Annotated in this window: 16 protein-coding genes; 3 read left to right on the top strand and 13 right to left on the bottom strand. The window is 73.2% G+C overall.

Translation table 11 applies throughout. The features are described 5' to 3' along the window. Nucleotides 1-10 precede the first annotated feature (10 nt). The 9 genes from ybeY to hrcA all read right to left on the bottom strand — a co-directional run bounded on the left by ybeY (nt 11) and on the right by hrcA (nt 10,580). Nucleotides 11-505: an rRNA maturation RNase YbeY gene (gene ybeY, locus AB0D10_RS00350; RefSeq protein ID WP_030061268.1), complete on the bottom strand. Its 495-nt coding sequence runs from the start codon at nt 503-505 to the stop codon at nt 11-13. 14 nt (nt 506-519) lie between these two features. Next, a complete protein-coding gene (locus AB0D10_RS00345; protein WP_360249703.1) occupies nt 520-1,551 on the bottom strand; it encodes a PhoH family protein in 1,032 nt (343 codons plus the stop codon). A 367-nt stretch (nt 1,552-1,918) separates the two neighbouring features. Beyond that, nucleotides 1,919-2,842, bottom strand: a complete 924-nt coding sequence (locus tag AB0D10_RS00340) for a ribonuclease Z (RefSeq protein ID WP_360248722.1) — start codon at nt 2,840-2,842, stop codon at nt 1,919-1,921. A 6-nt stretch (nt 2,843-2,848) separates the two neighbouring features. After that, the gene (locus AB0D10_RS00335) at nt 2,849-3,202 is read right to left on the bottom strand and encodes a histidine triad nucleotide-binding protein (protein WP_360248719.1); all 354 of its coding nucleotides are present in this window, start codon (nt 3,200-3,202) and stop codon (nt 2,849-2,851) included. A 52-nt stretch (nt 3,203-3,254) separates the two neighbouring features. Next, nucleotides 3,255-4,016 carry an RDD family protein gene (locus AB0D10_RS00330; protein WP_360248716.1) on the bottom strand — a complete coding sequence of 254 codons (762 nt, stop codon included), beginning with the start codon at nt 4,014-4,016 and terminating at the stop codon, nt 3,255-3,257. Between the two features lie 111 nt (nt 4,017-4,127). Continuing rightward, complete coding sequence (locus AB0D10_RS00325; RefSeq protein ID WP_360249700.1) at nt 4,128-7,364, bottom strand: S41 family peptidase; 3,237 nt, start codon at nt 7,362-7,364, stop codon at nt 4,128-4,130. 118 nt (nt 7,365-7,482) lie between these two features. Beyond that, complete coding sequence (locus AB0D10_RS00320; RefSeq protein WP_360248713.1) at nt 7,483-8,232, bottom strand: 16S rRNA (uracil(1498)-N(3))-methyltransferase; 750 nt, start codon at nt 8,230-8,232, stop codon at nt 7,483-7,485. 102 nt (nt 8,233-8,334) lie between these two features. Then, nucleotides 8,335-9,474, bottom strand: a complete 1,140-nt coding sequence (gene dnaJ / locus AB0D10_RS00315) for a molecular chaperone DnaJ (RefSeq protein ID WP_360248710.1) — start codon at nt 9,472-9,474, stop codon at nt 8,335-8,337. 71 nt (nt 9,475-9,545) lie between these two features. Then, complete coding sequence (gene hrcA / locus AB0D10_RS00310; protein WP_360248707.1) at nt 9,546-10,580, bottom strand: heat-inducible transcriptional repressor HrcA; 1,035 nt, start codon at nt 10,578-10,580, stop codon at nt 9,546-9,548. A gap of 288 nt (nt 10,581-10,868) precedes the next feature. On the opposite strand from hrcA, the gene htpX reads away from it, so the two are divergent. From htpX to AB0D10_RS00295, 3 genes are read left to right on the top strand one after another with little or no spacing between them, the layout of a single operon-like run. Further along, nucleotides 10,869-11,789 (top strand): zinc metalloprotease HtpX, encoded by a 921-nt coding sequence (htpX, locus tag AB0D10_RS00305; RefSeq protein ID WP_360248704.1) that lies wholly within the window; start codon nt 10,869-10,871, stop codon nt 11,787-11,789. A 26-nt stretch (nt 11,790-11,815) separates the two neighbouring features. Continuing rightward, the gene (locus tag AB0D10_RS00300; protein WP_360248701.1) at nt 11,816-12,397 is read left to right on the top strand and encodes a hypothetical protein; all 582 of its coding nucleotides are present in this window, start codon (nt 11,816-11,818) and stop codon (nt 12,395-12,397) included. Nucleotides 12,398-12,428: 31 nt separating this feature from the next. Continuing rightward, nucleotides 12,429-13,262, top strand: coding sequence for a DUF3097 domain-containing protein (locus AB0D10_RS00295; RefSeq protein WP_360248698.1), 834 nt, complete (start codon nt 12,429-12,431; stop codon nt 13,260-13,262). Here AB0D10_RS00295 and AB0D10_RS00290 read toward each other — a convergent pair. The 4 genes from AB0D10_RS00290 to AB0D10_RS00275 all read right to left on the bottom strand — a co-directional run bounded on the left by AB0D10_RS00290 (nt 13,240) and on the right by AB0D10_RS00275 (nt 17,098). Then, nucleotides 13,240-13,614, bottom strand: coding sequence for a Uma2 family endonuclease (locus tag AB0D10_RS00290; protein ID WP_360249697.1), 375 nt, complete (start codon nt 13,612-13,614; stop codon nt 13,240-13,242). The two genes, AB0D10_RS00295 and AB0D10_RS00290, sit on opposite strands and share 23 nt — an antisense overlap. Beyond that, nucleotides 13,518-13,826 (bottom strand): hypothetical protein, encoded by a 309-nt coding sequence (locus AB0D10_RS00285; RefSeq protein ID WP_360248695.1) that lies wholly within the window; start codon nt 13,824-13,826, stop codon nt 13,518-13,520. The genes AB0D10_RS00290 and AB0D10_RS00285 overlap by 97 nt, the downstream gene beginning before the upstream one ends. 40 nt (nt 13,827-13,866) lie before the next feature. Further along, entirely contained in the window at nt 13,867-15,096 is a 1,230-nt protein-coding gene (hemW, locus tag AB0D10_RS00280; RefSeq protein ID WP_360248692.1) for a radical SAM family heme chaperone HemW, read from the bottom strand. Nucleotides 15,097-15,175: 79 nt separating this feature from the next. Beyond that, a complete protein-coding gene (locus tag AB0D10_RS00275) occupies nt 15,176-17,098 on the bottom strand; it encodes an AMP-binding protein (protein WP_360248689.1) in 1,923 nt (640 codons plus the stop codon). Nucleotides 17,099-17,267: the final 169 nt, after the last annotated feature.

Genomic DNA, 17,267 nt, shown 5'->3' with positions numbered 1-17,267 from the left:
GGCTCCGCGCTCAGTGGGTGGTGGGGGCCGGGGAGATGCCGCCGAGGCCGCGGCCCGCCCGCCAGTCGTCCAGGATGCGCTTCTGGAGGGCGAACATCTCCTCCTCCTCCTCGGGCTCCTCGTGGTCGTAGCCGAGGACGTGCAGCACGCCGTGCACGGTGAGCAGTTGCAGCTCCTCGTCCATCGAGTGCTTGGAGGGGGCGGCCTTGCCCTGCTGCTCGGCGACCTCGGGGCAGAGCACGATGTCGCCGAGCAGGCCCTGCGGCAGCTCCTCGCCCTCCTTGCCGGGCCGCAGCTCGTCCATCGGGAAGGACATCACGTCGGTGGGTCCGGGGAGGTCCATCCACTGGATGTGCAGCTCCTCCATCGCCGCACCGTCCACCAGGATCACGGACAGTTCGGACTGCGGGTGGATCCGCATCTTGTCCAGGGCGAAGCGGGCGACGTCGAGGATGGCTTCCTCATCGGCGTCCCAACCGGACTCGTTGGCGATGTCGATCGACATGACGGGCTGTGTGCTCAGCTTTCGGTGCGATGGGACTGGCGGGGTGCGCGGGGCGCGGTCGTCTTGCCCGGGCGCCGCTGGGCGGGCTTGCGGGCGGCCGGGGACGCGTCCTCGGCCTCCTGACGGGCGTCCCAGCGCTCGTACGCGTCCACGATCCGGCCGACCAGCTTGTGGCGGACCACGTCGGTGCTGGTGAGGACGGAGAAGTGGATGTCGGGCACGTCGGCCAGGATCTCCTGGACGACCTTGAGGCCGCTGCGGGTGCCGCCCGGGAGGTCGATCTGGCTGGTGTCGCCGGTGACGACCACCCGGGAGTTGAACCCGAGGCGGGTGAGGAACATCTTCATCTGCTCGGGCGAGGTGTTCTGGGCCTCGTCGAGGATGATGAAGGCGTCGTTGAGGGTGCGGCCGCGCATGTACGCGAGCGGAGCGACCTCGATGGTGCCGGCCGCCATCAGGCGCGGGATGGAGTCCGGGTCCATCATGTCGTGCAGCGCGTCGTAGAGCGGGCGCAGGTAGGGGTCGATCTTCTCGTAGAGGGTGCCGGGCAGGAAGCCCAGCCGCTCCCCCGCCTCGACCGCCGGGCGGGTCAGGATGATCCGGTTGACCTCCTTGGCCTGCAGGGCCTGGACGGCCTTGGCCATCGCCAGGTAGGTCTTGCCGGTGCCGGCCGGGCCGAGGCCGAAGACGATCGTGTGCTTGTCGATCGCCTCGACGTAGCGCTGCTGGTTGAGGGTCTTGGGACGGATCGTGCGGCCGCGGTTGGACAGGATGTTCGCGGTGAACACCTGGGACGGCGCCGGGCTGTCCGGGTCCTCCGCCTGGCTGCGGAGCATCGCGATGGAGCGCTCCACGGAGTCCTCCGTCAGGGGCTGGCCGGTGCGCAGCACCAGCATCATCTCGTTGAAGAGCTTCTGCACGAGGGCGACCTCGGCGCGCTCCCCGGTGGCCGTCACCTCGTTGCCGCGGACGTGGATGTCGGCGGCGGGGAAGCCCTGCTCGATCACGCGCAGCAGCGAGTCCGCGGCGCCGAGCAGGGTGACCATCGGGTGCTTCTCGGGGATGACGATCCGGGCGCTGACGTGGCCGTCGTCGGCCGGTTCGGGGCGCGACTGACCGTTGGTACGGGTCTGCGATGTGTCACTCATAGGTCGGCGCTGGGGCCTGCCTCATCCCATCCGTGGTGTCGTGTGCCGCTCGGTGTCTCCGGGGCACCAGGGTACGCCGCGGGCGTGATCGCCGCGGCGGGCGGCGGGGCCGCACCCGTCGATGCTGCGGCAGTTCGGGGGACGGCGCGAGCCCTTTTTCCGCGGGTGCCCGGCGCGGGCCGGTCCACGGCCGGTGCGGGCGGGGCCGCGGCCCGGGTCGCGGCCGTCGGCGGCGGGTTCACGGTTGGCGGCGGCGGGGGCGGGTTCACGGCTGGCGGCGAGCGGGGACGGGCACCCGGGCGAGGTCGGCGGCCAGCACCAGCTCCCCGTCGAAGTGCTTGCGGGCGTCGGCCAGGTGCTGGCCGAGGTCCGGGTAGCGCTGCGAGAAGTGGGTCAGCACCAGGGTGCGCGCGCCGGCCTCGGCGGCGACCTTCGCGGCCTGCCCGGCGGTGAGGTGGCCGTGGTCCTCGGCGAGGCGGGCGTCGGCGTCGGTGAAGGTGGCCTCGACGACCAGCAGGTCGGTGCCCTCGGCGAGCGCGTACACGCCCTCGCAGAGCCGGGTGTCCATCACGAAGGCGAACCTCTGGCCCGGCCGCGGCTCGCTGACCTCGTCCAGGGTGACCTGGCGGCCGTCCACCTCGATCGCTCCCTCGTGCTGCAGCCGGCCCACCGCGGGGCCCCCGACGCCGAGCGCGGCGAGCCGTTCGGGCACCAGTCGGCGGCCGTCCGGCTCGGACAGCCGGTAGCCGAAGGACTCCACGGGGTGGTCCAGCCGCACGGCGTCCAGCGCGAAGCGGGCGCCGGGCGCGGGCAGCGGCCCGGGCTCGTCGATCGGCCGGGGCCGCAGGACGGCGGTCTCGTGGTAGGCGGTGGCGTGCCGCAGCCGCTCGAAGTACACCTCGCCGGAGGCCGGGAAGTAGACGTCCACCGGGTGCGGGACTCGGTCCAGGTTGATCCGCTGGATCACTCCCGCGAGGCCCAGGCAGTGGTCGCCGTGGAAGTGGGTGACCGCGATCCTGGTGATCTGGGTGGCCGTGACCCCGGCGTGCAGCATCTGACGCTGGGTGCCCTCGCCGGGGTCGAACAGCAGCCCCTCGCCGTCCCAGCGCAGCAGGTAGCCGTTGTGGTTACGGTGCCGGGTGGGCACCTGGCTGGCGGTGCCGAGGACGACGAGTTCGCGCTGGGACACCTGGGATCAGACCATGCTCTCGGTCATGTGCGTGCCGCCGAGCACGTGGACGTGGGCGTGGAAGACCGTCTGCCCGGCGCCCGCACCGGTGTTGAAGATCAGCCGGTAGTCCGCGAGGCCCTCGTCCTCGGCCACCCGGCCCGCCTCGGCGAGCAGTTCGCCGGCGATCTCCGGCTCGGCTGCGGCCAGCGCGGCCGCGTTCGGGTAGTGGGCGTGCGGGATCACCAGGACGTGCACGGGGGCCTTGGGGGCGATGTCGCGGAAGGCGAGGGTGCGCTCGGTCTTGCGCACCACGGTCGCCGGGATCTCGCCCGCCGCGATCTTGCAGAACAGGCAGTCGGGCTGCGGCTCGCCGGCCATCGGCTACTCCTCGGGATCGGTACGTCGGGTGGTGGGGCCGTACGGGCGCAGCCTAGCCGAGCCCGGCCACGGCCTGCTGGTACTCCTGCAGGTGCTTCCAGCGCACCGCACGCATGCCGACGATGTCGCCGTCGTCCAGGTCGAAGTCCTCGGAGATCAGCGCCACCGCGAGGAAGACGAAGCCGAGCAGCCAGCGCCTGGTGAGCCGCCAGGTGTTGGGCCGCATCACCCGCTTGGTGCGCACCACCCGCATCGCCAGGACCGCCTTCCCCACGCTGAAGCCGACGAGGCGGGCGAGCACCACCTGGTTGAGGAAGGACACGGCGAGGCCGACGACGAGCAGCGCCACGACGTACGGCACGGCCGGGCCGCCGCTCTGGACGGTGTGGCCGGCCACGTGACGGACCTTCGGCCGGCTCGCGGCGTCGGCGGCGACGAAGCCGAGGCCGACGGCGAGGGCGAAGTCGAGCACGATCGCCAGGAAGCGCCGCCCGCCGCCCGCCTCCTTGGGACAGGGCGGCAGTGCGGCGCCGGGCCGCGGGTGCTCCGGCTGCTGCGGGTAGGGGTTCGGGTACGGCTGCGGCTGCCCGTACTGCGGCGGCTGGGGCTGCCCGTACTGCGGCGCCGACGGCTGCGCGTACCCCTGCGGCGGGTACCCCTGCGGTTGTTGCTGCTGCGGGTACCCCTGCTGCGGCGGGTACGGCTGCGGTTGCGGCTGTCCGTAAGGGTCCTGGCCGTACGGGCCCTGTCCGTACGGATTCTGACCGTAAGGGTTCTGTCCGTGCTGCTGCGGCGGCGGGTAGCCCTGCGCCATGGTGGTTCCCCCGTGAGCTGTCGATCCGGTGCGCGATCAAGAAACAGCCCCGCATCCTACCCACGCCCGGGAGCGGGAAGTCGGCCCGTCCGACTTCCCGCTCCCCGGCCGCTACCGCCAGGGCAGTGGCGGCGCCGTGCGGGCCGGGCTCTCGGCGAGCGCGGCCAGGGCGAGCCGGACCCCCTCGGCGAGCTGCGGGTCCTCGCCGGCCGCCCAGTGGTGCGGGGCGATCGGCACCTCGACGTCCGGGTCGACGCCGTGGTTCTCCACGCCCCAGCCGTAGTTGTCCAGCCAGAACGCGTACTTGGGCTGGGTGACCAGGGTGCCGTCGACCAGCCGGTAGCGGCTGTCGATGCCGATCACCCCGCCCCAGGTGCGGGTGCCGACGACGGGGCCGATCCCCAGCGCCTGGATGGCGGCGTTGACGATGTCGCCGTCCGAGCCGGAGTCCTGGTCGGCGAGCGCGACGACCGGCCCGCGCGGGGCGTCGCCGGGGTAGGGCACCGGGCTGTCGGTGTCCCGGCTGACGTTCCAGCCGACGATCCGGCGGGCGAGCTTCTCGATCACCAGCTGGGAGGTGTGGCCGCCGCGGTTCTCCCGGATGTCGACGATCACACCCTCCTTGGCCATCTCCGAGCGCAGGTCGCGGTGGATCTGGGCCCAGCCGGTGGTCTGCATGTCGGGGACGTGCAGGTAGCCGAGCCGCCCGCCCGCCAGTTCGCGCACCGAGGCCCGCCGCCCGGCCACCCAGTCGTGGTAGCGCAGCGCCTCCTCGTCGGCGAGCGGGACGACCACCGGGTGACGCCGGTCGGTGCCGTCCTTGCCGGCCACGGTCAGCTCGACCGGCTGCCCGGCGGTGCCGGCCAGCAGCGGGGCCGGGCCGGTGACCGGGTCCACCGGACGGCCGTTGACCGCGAGGACCGCGTCGCCCGGGCGGATCGCCGCGCCGGGGGCGGCCAGCGGCGAACGGGCCCGCGGGTCGGAGGACTCGCCGGGCAGGATCCGGGCGATCAGCCACTGCCCGCCCTCCTTCACGAGGTCCGCGCCGAGCAGCCCCTGGCGCCGGGCGGGCTCGGTGTGCGCGCCGTACGGGACGACGTAGGCGTGCGAGGTGCCGAGTTCGCCGTGCACCTCCCAGAGCAGGTCCACCAGGTCGTCGTGCGAGCCGACCCGCTCGACCAGCGGCCGGTAGCGCTCCAGGACGCCGGCCCAGTCCACGCCGGCCAGGTCGGGGCGCCAGAAGTTGTCCCGCATCAGCCGGCCGTTCTCGGCGAACATCTGCCGCCACTCTGCGGCCGGGTCGACGGTGACCCGCAGCCGGGCGAGGTCCACGGCGGTCTCGTCGTCCTCGCCGGCCGCCTTGTGGTCGGCCGGGACGATCCGCAGCTCGCCCTCGTCCAGCACGGCGACCCGGCTGCCGTCCCCGCTGACCGCGAAACCGTCGACGTCGTGCACCAGTTGCTCGGCCCGGCGCTTCTTCAGGTCGAAGCGCTCCAGCACCGGCCGGGGCCGATCGTCCTCCAGGGAGGCCGCCTCGTCGCCGAGTTCGCCGAGCAGCGGGGCCCTGGTCCACAGCAGGCCGTCCTTGGCGGCCCGCAGGGTGCCGAACAGGCCGCCCTCGACCGGGAACGGGACGATCCGGTCGGCGATGCCGTCCAGGTCCACCCTGGTCACCGGTGCGGCGTCGCCGCCGCCTTCCTCACCGTCGGCCTTCTTGGCCCGCGGCTCGTCCTCCTCGCCGCCGAGCGGGCGCCCGGCCCGCTGCGGGCCGAACGGGGACGGCGTGTCGGCCGCCAGCGTGATCAGGTACGGGCGGCAGCCGTTGGGGAAGGACAGGTCGAAGACGTGCGAGTCGTAGACCGGGTCGAAGTTGCGCACCGACAGGAACGCCAGGTAGCGGCCGTCCGCGGTGAAGGCCGGCGAGGTGTCGATGAAGCGCTGCTGGGTGGCCTCGCTCACGGTGCGGGTGGCCAGGTTCGCCAGCACGATCTGGCGCAGCGAGTACGGGCCCAGCCCCGGCACCGGCTGCGACCAGGCCAGCCAGGCCGAGTCCGGGCTGAAGACCAGCCCGCTGACCTCGCCGTCGGTGCTGCGGTCCAGCTCGTGCACGGTGCCGTCGGCGAGCGCCACCAGCAGCACCCGGCCGTCGTGCACGCCGAGCGCGGCCTGCTTGCCGTCCGGGGAGACCGCCAGCGCGTTGACCCGGCCGAGCTGCCCGGCGGCCAGCCGGCGGCGCTCGGCGCCGTGCACGGCGGGCGCGAACTCCAGGGCGTCCTCGCCCTCGGCGTCGGACACCCAGAGCACGCCCTGGGAGCCGTCCTCGCCCGGCACCACCCGCACCAGGCGCCCGCGCACGCCCGGCGTCTCGTCCAGTACCCGGGCCGGGCCCTCGCGGTGGGTCAGCCAGTGCACGCTGCCGCGCACCACGACGGCGCTGGCCCGGCCGGTGCGGTCGGGGGCGACGGACTCCAGCCAGTGCGCGGCGGGCACCGGGCGGGGGCGGCGGCCGCTGCGCGGGCCGGCCAGCCGGATGTCCAGGCGGCGCGGCTCGGCGCCGGCCAGGTCGTCCAGCAGCCAGACGTCACCGGCCCGGTGGAACACCACCCGGGTGCCGTCGGTGGCGGCGTTGCGGGCGTAGAAGCCGTCCGCGCCGGTGGTGTGGCGGCGCAGGTCGGTGCCGTCCGGGAGGCTGGACCACAGTTCGGCGACGCCCTCGTGGTCGGACAGGAAGGCGATGCGGGCGCCGTCCCCGCCGGCCACCCACAGGGGCGAGGACAGCTGCCCGTCCAGCTCCTCGTGGACCCGGGCGAACTCGTCCCGGCCCAGCCACAGCTTGCCCGCCCGGCCGCCCCGGTAGCGCTTCCACCAGGCCGGTTCGCGGATCGCGGCGCTGGCCAGCAGCACCCGGTCGCCTCCCGGCTCGAAGGCGATCCCGCCGACCGGCCCGTACGGCAGCCGCTCGGGCTCGCCGCCGTCCGGCGGCACGGCGTGCGCCCAGGTGCGGCGCAGGGTGGCCTCGCCGGCGGTGGTGGTGGCGATCGGGCGGCCGTCGGCCGTCCAGCCCTGGACCCGGGTCTGGCCGCTGCCCCAGTGGGTGAGCCGGCGGGACGGGCCGCCGTCCACCGGCACCACGTGCACCTCGGGCGCGCCGTCCCGGGTGGAGGTGAAGGCGATGTGCCGCCCGTCCGGGGAGAACCGGGGGTCGTGGACCGGCAGGTGGTCGGCCGTCAGCCGCCAGGCCCGGCCGCCCTCCAGCGGGGCGAGCCAGAGGTCGTTCTCGGCGACGAAGGTGACCAGGTCGCCGTGCAGGTGGGGGTGGCGCAGGTAGGCGCCCGCGGGGGTGCTCAGGGAGTCCGTCACGCGGCCAGGGTAGGCACGTACGCGTACGAGCCGCCGGGCTTTTCGGCAGAGTCGGGCCACTCGGGCGAGCCCGCTGGACCCGGCCGCGGGACCGTAGTACGGCGGGCTACGCCCAGCGGCCGGTGCGTCCCAGCAGCAGCGCGCCGGCGGCCACCCCGGCGGTGGAGGTGCGCAGCACCGAGGGGCCCAGCCGGTACGGCTTCGCGCCCGCGTCGGCGAACGCGGCCAGTTCCTCCGGGGACACCCCGCCCTCCGGGCCGACAACGAGCACGAGGTCGCCGGCGGCGGGCAGCGCGGCGTGCGCCAGCGGTTCGGCGCCCTCCTCGTGCAGCACGGCGGCGAACGCGGCCCCGGCGAGCACCGGTGCCAGCTGCCTGGTGGTCATCGGGTCGCGCACCTCGGGGAAGCGCAGCCGACGGGACTGCTTGCCCGCCTCCCGGGCGGTGGCCCGCCACTTGGCGAGCGCCTTGGCGCCGCGCTCGCCCTTCCACTGGGTGATGCAGCGGGAGGCCGCCCAGGGGATCACCACGTCCACGCCGACCTCGGTCATGGTCTCCACGGCCAGCTCGCCGCGGTCGCCCTTCGGCAGCGCCTGGACGACGACGATCCGCGGCGCGGGCTCCGGCTCGCGCCGCACCGCGGCGACCGCGACGTCGATCGCGTCCTTGCCGTGCACCGCGGCGACCGTTCCGTCCACGCCGAGCCCCAGTCCGTCGGCGAGGGTCACCGCCTCACCGGCCTCCAGGCGCTTCACCGCGGCCGCGTGCCGCCCCTCCGGGCCGTCCAGGCGCACCATCGCGCCGGGCGCGGCGGCGGCGATCCGTTCGGTCTCGACGACGAAGACGGGCGCGGTCATGCGGGGGCACCTTTCCGGGGCGGGGCCTGGGGCGGGAGGGGGAACCGGCGGGGGCACGCGAAAGGGGTGCCGGGGTCGGCCCCCGGCACCCCCGCGCGACGGCTACCGGCCGTTGAAGGCGTCCTTCAGCCGGGAGAACAGGCCCTGCTGGCCGGGCGCGAACTGGCCGGAGGGCCGCTCCTCGCCGCGCAGCACCGCCAGGCGGCGCAGCAGCTCCTCCTGCTCGGGGTCGAGCTTGGTGGGCGTCTTCACCTCGACGTGCACTATCAGGTCGCCCCGGCCGCCCCCGCGCAGGTGGGTGATGCCGCGGCCGTGCAGCGGGATCGACTGGCCGGACTGGGTGCCGGGCCGGATGTCGACCTCCTCCAGGCCGTCCAGGGTCTGCAGCGGCACCTGGGTGCCGAGCGAGGCAGCCGTCATCGGGATGGTGACGGTGCAGTGCAGGTCGTCGCCGCGCCGCTGGAAGATCGCGTGGGCGGACTCGGCGATCTCGACGTACAGGTCGCCGGCCGGGCCGCCGCCGGGGCCGACCTCGCCCTCGCCGGCCAGCTGGATCCGGGTGCCGTTGTCGACACCGGCCGGGATCTTGACGGTCAGGGTGCGACGGGCGCGGACCCGGCCGTCGCCGGCGCACTCCGGGCACGGGGTCGGCACGACGGTGCCGAAGCCCTGGCACTGCGGGCAGGGGCGGGAGGTCATGACCTGGCCCAGGAAGGACCGGGTGACCTGGGAGACCTCGCCCTTGCCGCGGCACATGTCGCAGGTCTGGGCGGAGGTGCCGGGGGCCGCGCCCTCGCCGCTGCACGTGGTGCAGGTGACGGCGGTGTCGACCTGGAGCTCCTTGGTGGTGCCGAACGCGGCCTCCTCCAGGGTGATCTCCAGCCGGATCATGGCGTCCTGGCCGCGGCGGGTGCGCGAGCGCGGGCCGCGCTGGCCGGCCGCGGCGCCGAAGAAGGCGTCCATGATGTCGGAGAAGCCGAAGCCCGCCGCGCCCGCGCCGAAGCCGCCCGCACCGCCCCCGCCCGGGGACAGCGGGTCGCCGCCGAGGTCGTAGACCTGGCGCTTCTGCGGGTCGGAGAGCACCTCGTAGGCGGCGTTGATCTCCTTGAACCGCTCCTGCGTCTTCGGGTCCGGGTTGACGTCCGGGTGCAGTTCGCGTGCCAGGCGCCGGAACGCCTTCTTGATCTCGTCCTGCCCCGCATCCCGTCGGACGCCGAGTACCGCGTAGTAGTCCGTGGCCACCAAATGCTCCGCTTGTTCCGCCTGTAGTAGTGCTGCGACTGGACGCCGTCAGGATGTCCGACGGCTGTTTGCTACGACTCGGCCAGGATCTGACCCACGTACCGCGCCACCGCCCGCACCGCCCCCATTGTGCCCGGGTAGTCCATCCGGGTCGGACCGATCACACCCAGTTTGGCCACGCTCTCGTCGCCCGAACCGTAACCGACCGACACGACCGAGGTGGAAATCAGCCCTTCGTAGGCGTTCTCCCGCCCGATCCGGACCGTCATCGCGGCGTCATTGGTCTCACCCAGGAGGCGGAGCAGGATGACCTGCTCCTCCAGGGCCTCCAGCACCGGCTGGATGGTGAGGGGGAAGTCGTGGCCGAAGCGGGTCAGATTGGCCGTGCCGGCCAGCATGATCCGTTCCTCGTTCTGTTCCGCGAGCGTCTCGAACAGGGTCGCCAGGACCGTGCTGACGGTCGGCCTGTCGGCCTGCTCGAACATCGCCGGGAGTTCCTCCAGCAGCCCCGGGACGTCCGGGAGGAGGCGGCCGGCCGCTCTGCTGTTCAGCGCGGTCCGCAGGTCCGCCAGGACCGTCTCGCCGACCGTACCCGGGCAGTCGACCATCCGCTGCTCGACCCGGCCGGTGTTGGTGATCAGCACCAGCATCACCTTGGCCGGGGCCAGCGCCACCAGCTCGATGTGCCGGACGGTCGAGCGCGTCAGCGACGGGTACTGGACGACCGCGACCTGCCGGGTCAGCTGGGCGAGCAGCCGCACGGTGCGCGCGACCACGTCGTCCAGGTCGACCGCGCCGTCCAGGAAGTGCCGGATCGCCCGGCGCTCGGGGGCGCTCATCGGCTTGACCTCAGCGAGCCTGTCGACGAAGAGGCGGTACCCCTTGTCGGTCGGGATGCGGCCGGCGCTGGTGTGCGGCTGGTGGATGTAGCCCTCCTCCTCCAGCGCCGCCATGTCGTTGCGGACCGTCGCCGGCGAGACCCCGAGGTTGTGCCGCTCCACGAGGGCCTTGGACCCGACCGGCTCCTCGGTGCCCACGTAGTCCTGCACGATCGCGCGGAGCACGGCGAGCTTGCGGTCGTCCAGCTGGCGGACCTCTCCGGCCATGGGGCACGCACCTCCGTCTTCGCACGTTGTCCGTCTGTGTCCCTGAGTGCTGCGGGCCGCTCCGGGAGGCCCCGGTCCTGGCACTCTGAACGCGCGAGTGCCAAAACCGTACCTGCCAGTGTAAGGCCCGGGTCCTACGGCAGGAACGGCCGGACCGGAGTGATCCTGCCCGCAGTTCCGGGTACGGCCCGCGGGACGGGGAGCGTTCACGCTTCCCGGCGCGGGGGTGGTGCCTCGCGGCCGTCCGGGTGGCAGCATCGAAAGCGACGGCGAATGGAGGAGCAAGCGATGTCGAGCTCGGGCCAGCACACCCGTTTCGCACCCGACCGCGGCCTGACCAGCCGCATGGTCGCCACGATGTTCGTGATCGGGCTGCTGTACGTCGGTTTCACCGGCCTGCTGATCGCGCTGCTGCGCGGTGCATGGCCGCTGATCGTCCTGATCTCCGGCGGGCTGTTCGTGGCCCAGTTCTGGTTCAGTGACAAGATCACCGAACGGGCCATGGGAGCCCACCAGGTGTCCCCGGAGGACTTCCCCCAACTACACGGCACGATCGACCGGCTCTGCGCGCTGGCCGACATGCCCAAACCCCGCGTGGCGGTCGCCGACAACGACATGCCCAACGCCTTCGCCACCGGCCGCAACCCGCAGAACGCGGTGGTCTGCGTCACCACCGGCCTGCTGCGCCGGCTGGAGCCCGAGGAGCTGGAGGGCGTCCTCGCGCACGAGCTGTCCCACGTCGCCCACCGGGACGTCGCGGTGATGACGATCGCCGGCTTCCTCGGCGTGCTCGCCGGCGCGATGACCAGGATCGCCGTGTACGGCGGGTTCATGGGCGGCGGCCGCAACAACAACGACCAGAACACGGCGATCCTGGCGCTGATCATCCCGCTGGCCTCGATGGTCGTCTACGCGATCAGCTTCCTGCTCACCCGGCTGCTGTCCCGCTACCGCGAGCTGGCCGCCGACCGGGCCGCCGCCCAGCTCACCGGCCGGCCCAGCGCGCTCGCCTCGGCGCTCACCAAGGTGACCGGGCAGATCTCCGCCATCCCCACCGAGGACCTGCGCAAGTCGCAGCCCTACAACGCCTTCTACTTCGCGCCCGCGCTGAGCGCCCGGGAGACGGCCTCGCAGCTGTTCTCCACCCACCCGACGCTGGAGACGCGGCTGGCGCAGCTGGCGAAGATCTCCGAGCAGCTCGGCCGCTGACCGCCCGAGCACACGAAAGGACCGCCGTGGGAATCCTGGACGCCCTGTTCGGCCGCACCAAGCCCGTCAAGCCCGACCTCGACCAGCTGTTCGGCGTGCCGTCCGCCGCGCTCACCCTGGAGGCCGCCACCGGCTTCCTGCCCACCGGGCTCGGCTCGGTCTGCTTCGCGGCCGTCGAGGGCGCGGCCTTCGTCCAGGTGGAGCAGCAGGTACGGGCGCTGCTGGACGCCGACACCGAGCGCGGCGTCCCGGTGGAGGCCTCCAAGGACGACTACGGCTACTCGTGGCTGCTCGCCCGGCACTCCCCCGGGGAGCTGCCGGAGCTGGTGAACGACCTGCACGCGGTCAACAGCGAACTGGAGGCGAACGGCTTCGGGCCGCAGCTGCTCTGTTCGCTGGTCGGCTTCCGCGACGCGCAGGGGCAGTCGCTGGCCCTGGTCTACCTCTACAAGCGCGGCACCTTCTACCCGTTCGCCCCGATGCCGGGCGGCGGGGAGAAGCGCAACAGTCCGCTGGAACTGCAGGTCAACGCGATGCTGGGGAACGACCTGCGGCTGGAGAAGGACCTGAGCCGCTGGTTCCCGGTCTGGGGCGCGCCGGGCCTCTGACGCACCGTCCGCCCTCCCTATGATCACCCGTATGCGCAGCCGCCAGTACGGACCCGACCTGACCCCGCCGTGGAAGAAGCAGACCCCCGCCCCGGAGGTGCCCGCCGAGCGGGACCTGGTGGTCGAGGAGGCGTCGACCGGCTTCTGCGGGGCCGTGGTGCGCTGCGAGAAGACCGCCGAGGGGTTCACCGTCACCCTGGAGGACCGCTTCGGCAAGCACCGGGTGTTCCCGCTGGTGCCGCGCGGCTTCCTGCTGGAGGGCGCGGTGGTCACCCTGGTCCGCCCGGCCGGCCCCGCCCCCTCCCGGGCGCCCGGCCGCACCGCCTCCGGCTCGGTCGCCGTGCCCGGCGCCCGCGCCCGGGTCGCCCGGGAGTCGCGGATCTACGTCGAGGGCCGGCACGACGCCGAGCTGGTCGAGCGGGTCTGGGGCGACGACCTGCGGATCGAGGGCGTCGTGGTGGAGTACCTGCGCGGCATCGACGACCTGCCCGCGATCGTCGCCGACTTCGCCCCCGGCCCCGGCCGCCGCCTCGGCGTCCTGGTCGACCACCTGCTCCCGGGGACGAAGGAGCACCGCATCGCCGCGCAGGTCACCGGGGAGTCCGTCCTGGTCGTCGGCCACCCCTACATCGACGTCTGGCAGGCCGTGAAGCCCTCCTCCGTCGGCATCCCCGACTGGCCCGCCGTCCCCCGCGGCGAGGACTGGAAGGAGGGCACCTGCCGCCGCCTGGGCTGGCCGGTGGACACCCCGGCGGCGTGGAAGCGGATCCTGTCCGGGGTGGACAGCTACAAGGACCTGGAGCCCGAGCTGCTGGGCCGGGTCGAGGAACTGATCGACTTCGTCACACTGCCGGATCAGGCGTAGGTCCGGAACTCCGAGGTGTCGAGCGTGACGCCGAGCACGTCGACCTCGATCGGATCGCCGAACGTGCTGGTCCGTTCGGCCCAGTACACGGGGACACCGGAAGCCGTGTCAGTGGTCGGATCCGTGAGGAGCACGCACACACCTTGAGCGGATCGACGATGAGGTACGCCGGAATCCCGCCCTGGGCGTACATCTCGCGCTCGGTCCGGTAGTTCCGGTGCACGCTGGTCCTGGAAACCACCTCGACCGCCACGGTCACCGCGGAGGCGGGCAGCAGACGGCCCGCCTCCGCGACGACACCCCGCTCGAAGACGACCGGATCCGGCTGGGGTTCGCCGGCCTCGCCGGAGATGATCCTGGGTCTGCAGCGCCCGCCACCGTGCGTAGGGGGTCTGGTGCTGGATCGCGGAGGCTCTGGTGCTGGATCGCGGAGACGATGAGGTTGTGGACCATGTCCGGCCCGGCCGTCATCACGATTTCCCCCCGGATGAGCTCGGCCTTGACGCCTTCCGGAACCTCCAGGTTCTCGAAGATCCCCGTCATCCGGTCAGCGATGGCGGTCATTGCGCGCTCCCTCCGACGGCTGACAACACGGCAACGAACGTCAGTCCACGAGGTCACGCACGACCCCGTCGGCCAGCAACCTCCCCCGGAGGGTGAGGGCGGCGCGGCCCCGCCGGTAGGGCTCCTCGGCGAGCAGGCCGTCGGCGAGGGCCCGGTCGGCGGCCTGCCGGCCGGTGTCCGTGAGCAGGTCGAGGGCGACGCCCTCCACCAGGCGCAGCTCCAGCAGGACGCGTTCGACGCGGCGGTCCTCGTCCGCCAGGACCTCGCGGCCCAGCGCCGGGGTGCGGCCCTCGGCGAGGGCCTGCGCGTAGGCGGCCGGGTGCTTGGCGTTCCACCAGCGGACGCCGCCGACGTGGCTGTGCGCGCCGGGGCCGGCGCCCCACCAGTCGGCGCCGGTCCAGTAGAGCTCGTTGTGGCGGCAGCGGCCCTCGGGGGTGGTGGCCCAGTTGGAGACCTCGTACCACCGGTACCCGGCGGCGGAGAGCGCCTGCTCGGCGATGAGGTAGCGGTCGGCGTGCACGTCGTCGTCGATCATCGGCAGTTCGCCGCGCTTGACCCGGGCGGCGAGCTTGGTGCCCTCCTCGACGATCAGGGAGTACGCGGAGACGTGGTCCGGTCCGGCGCCGATCGCCGCGTCCAGGGAGGCCCGCCAGTCGTCGTCGGACTCGCCCGGGGTGCCGTAGATCAGGTCCAGGTTGACGTGCTCGAAGCCGGCCTCGCGGGCCTCGGCGACGCAGGCCTCGGGGCGGCCCGGGGTGTGGTGGCGGTCGAGCAGGCTCAGCACGTGGGGCCGGGCGCTCTGCATGCCGAAGGAGATCCGGTTGTAGCCGCCCTCGCGCAGCTCGGCCAGGTACGCCGGGTCGACGGACTCCGGGTTGGCCTCGGTGGTGACCTCCGCGTCCGGGGCGAGCCCGAACTCGTCGCGGATCGCGGCGAGCATCTTCACCAGGTCGCGGGCGGGCAGCAGGGTGGGGGTGCCGCCGCCGAGGAAGACGGTGCGCACCGGCAGTTCCGCGTCCCCGAGCACCCGCCGGGCCAGCCGGACCTCGGCGACCACGTTGTCGGCGTACGTCTCCTGGGAGGCGACGGCCCCGGAGGAGCGCAGCTCGGTGGCGGTGTAGGTGTTGAAGTCGCAGTAGCCGCAGCGGCTGGCGCAGTAGGGCACGTGCAGGTAGAAGCCGAACGGCCGGCTGCCGAGCCCGGCGAGGGCGTGCGCGGGCAGGGAACCGTCGGACGGCACGGGTTCGCCGTCGGGGAGTGCGGAGGGCATGCCCCCATTGTCCCGTACGGTCCGCGGAGCTCCCGTACGGTCCGCGGCGCACGCGCGGACCGCACGGGGACGGGGTGGGTCAGGCCTCGTTGGCGCCCGCGTACATCGCGGTCACGGCGTCGGCGTAGGTCCGCTCCACCACCGGGCGCTTGATCTTCAGGCTCGGGGTGAGCTCGCCGTGCTCGATGTCGAGGTCGCGCGGCAGCAGGTGGAACTTCTTGATCGTCTGCCAGCGCTGCAGTCCCGCGTTGAGCCGCTTCACGAAGCCTGCGATCAGCTCGTGGACGGCCGGCTCGGCGGCCAGCTCGGCGTAGGACCTGCCCGCCAGGCCGTGCTCGGCGGCCCACGGCATGAGGACCGCCTCGTCCAGGCCGATCAGCGCGGTGCAGTAGTTGCGGCCGTTGCCGATCACCAGGATGTTGCTCACGAACGGGCAGACCGCCTTGAACTTGCCCTCGACCTCGCTGGGCGCCACGTACTTGCCGCCGGAGGTCTTGAACAGGTCCTTCTTGCGGTCGGTGATCCGCAGGAAGCCGTCCGGGCTGAGTTCGCCGATGTCCTCGGTGTGGAACCAGCCGTCCGGCTCCAGCACCTCCGCGGTCTTCTCCGGCAGGTTGTGGTAGCCGCGCATGATGCCCGGGCCGCGCAGCAGGATCTCGCCGTCCTCGGCGATCCGCACCTCGGTGCCGGGCAGCGCGCGGCCCACCGTGCCGATCCGCACGTCCTCCTCGCGGTTCACGCAGGAGCCGGCGCTGGTCTCGCTGAGGCCGTAGCCCTCCAGGATCGGCACGCCTGCGCCGAGGAAGAAGTAGCCGATCTCGGGGGCGAGGGCGGCGCTGCCGGAGACCGCGCCGCGCAGCCGCCCGCCGAAGGCCGCGCGGATCTTCGCGTACACCAGCCTGTCGGCCAGCGAGTGCTGCACCCGCAGCCCGAACGGGGCGGTGCCGGTGCCGGTGGCGACGCGGCTCTCCTGGACGGCCCGGGCGTGCTCGCGGGCGACCTTGGCCGCCCACAGGAAGATCCTGTACTTGGCGCCACCCTCGGCGCGGGCCTTGCCCGCGATGCCGTTGTAGACCTTCTCGAAGATGCGCGGCGCCGAGGCCATGATGGTCGGCCGGATCACCGGCAGGTTGTGGATGATCCGGTCCACCCGGCCGTCCAGCGCCATCACGTGGCCGGTGGCGATCTGACCCGAGATCAGCGTCTTGCCGAAGACGTGCGACAGCGGCAGCCACATGAACTGCACGTCGTCGGAGCGCAGCAGCCCGCTGGCCTCCTGCGCCCGGCCCTCGTACGCCCAGCAGTCGTGCACCAGGCGCACGCCCTTGGGGCGGCCGGTGGTGCCGGAGGTGTAGATCAGGGTGGCCAGCTGTTCCTTGCCGAGCCCCTCGACGGCCTTCTCGACCGCGTCCGGGTGCTCCTCCAGGTACTCGGTGCCGCGCCGTTCCAGCTCGGCGAGGGTGAGCACGTCGAGGCCGGCCGTGTCGGGGGCCTCGTCGGGGGCGTCGAACAGGACGACGGTGCGCAACTCGGGCAGCTTTTCGAGCTGCGCGGCAGCCTTGGCCAGCTGGGCGGCGTTCTCCGCGAACAGCGCCCGGGAGCCCGAGTCGGACAGGATGAAGGCGGTCTCGTCCTCGTTGGTGCTCGGGTAGACGGTCGTGATCGCGGCGCCCGCGCACATGGCGCCGAGGTCCGCGAGGACCCATTCGAGCCGGGTGGACGACGCCAGGGCGACCCGGTCCTCCGGCTGGATGCCGAGCGCCATCAGACCGGCGGCCACCGCCTTGACCCTGGTCGCGGTCTGCGCCCAGGTCAGCGAGCGCCACTGCTCCGCGCCGGGCGCGCCGTCGGCGGCCTGCTCGTCGACCGGGGCGGGGTAGCGGTAGGCCTCGCCGTTCGGGGTCGCGGCGACCCGCTCCAGGAACAGGTGGGCGACGGATGCGGGACGCCCGGCGACGAGGTCGGGCCTGCCGGAGTCGATCAAGGACTGCGCGGAACTCAACGAGGACCTCCGGGGGCGGGTGGCCGTCTGAGGGATTGTCTCGGCGGCCGTGGGGGCGGTCACCGGGCCCCGGGTTCACCTGAACGGTACCGGTCGGTAACAAGGGGGCAACCAGCAGCCTAGGGGGAAACCGGTCATTCCGTAAGGGGGCGAAGCCGGACGGCACGCC

This window comes from Kitasatospora sp. NPDC048545 (assembly GCF_040651155.1).
In the GTDB taxonomy this organism is placed as follows: domain Bacteria; phylum Actinomycetota; class Actinomycetes; order Streptomycetales; family Streptomycetaceae; genus Kitasatospora.
The sequence above is the reverse complement of the archived record's forward strand: the minus strand, read 5'-3'. Positions and strand labels throughout refer to the sequence as shown.

What these genes read in the sequence shown, in the direction of transcription:
- ybeY (WP_030061268.1), bottom strand. Translation starts at nt 505, where the DNA reads ATGTCGATCGACATCGCCAACGAGTCCGGTTGGGACGCCGATGAGGAA.
- AB0D10_RS00345 (WP_360249703.1), bottom strand. Translation starts at nt 1,551, where the DNA reads ATGGTCACCCTGCTCGGCGCCGCGGACTCGCTGCTGCGCGTGATCGAG.
- AB0D10_RS00335 (WP_360248719.1), bottom strand. Translation starts at nt 3,202, where the DNA reads ATGGCCGGCGAGCCGCAGCCCGACTGCCTGTTCTGCAAGATCGCGGCG.
- AB0D10_RS00330 (WP_360248716.1), bottom strand. Translation starts at nt 4,016, where the DNA reads ATGGCGCAGGGCTACCCGCCGCCGCAGCAGCACGGACAGAACCCTTAC.
- AB0D10_RS00320 (WP_360248713.1), bottom strand. Translation starts at nt 8,232, where the DNA reads ATGACCGCGCCCGTCTTCGTCGTCGAGACCGAACGGATCGCCGCCGCC.
- hrcA (WP_360248707.1), bottom strand. Translation starts at nt 10,580, where the DNA reads ATGGCCGGAGAGGTCCGCCAGCTGGACGACCGCAAGCTCGCCGTGCTC.
- htpX (WP_360248704.1), top strand. Translation starts at nt 10,869, where the DNA reads ATGTCGAGCTCGGGCCAGCACACCCGTTTCGCACCCGACCGCGGCCTG.
- AB0D10_RS00295 (WP_360248698.1), top strand. Translation starts at nt 12,429, where the DNA reads ATGCGCAGCCGCCAGTACGGACCCGACCTGACCCCGCCGTGGAAGAAG.
- AB0D10_RS00285 (WP_360248695.1), bottom strand. Translation starts at nt 13,826, where the DNA reads ATGACCGCCATCGCTGACCGGATGACGGGGATCTTCGAGAACCTGGAG.
- hemW (WP_360248692.1), bottom strand. Translation starts at nt 15,096, where the DNA reads ATGCCCTCCGCACTCCCCGACGGCGAACCCGTGCCGTCCGACGGTTCC.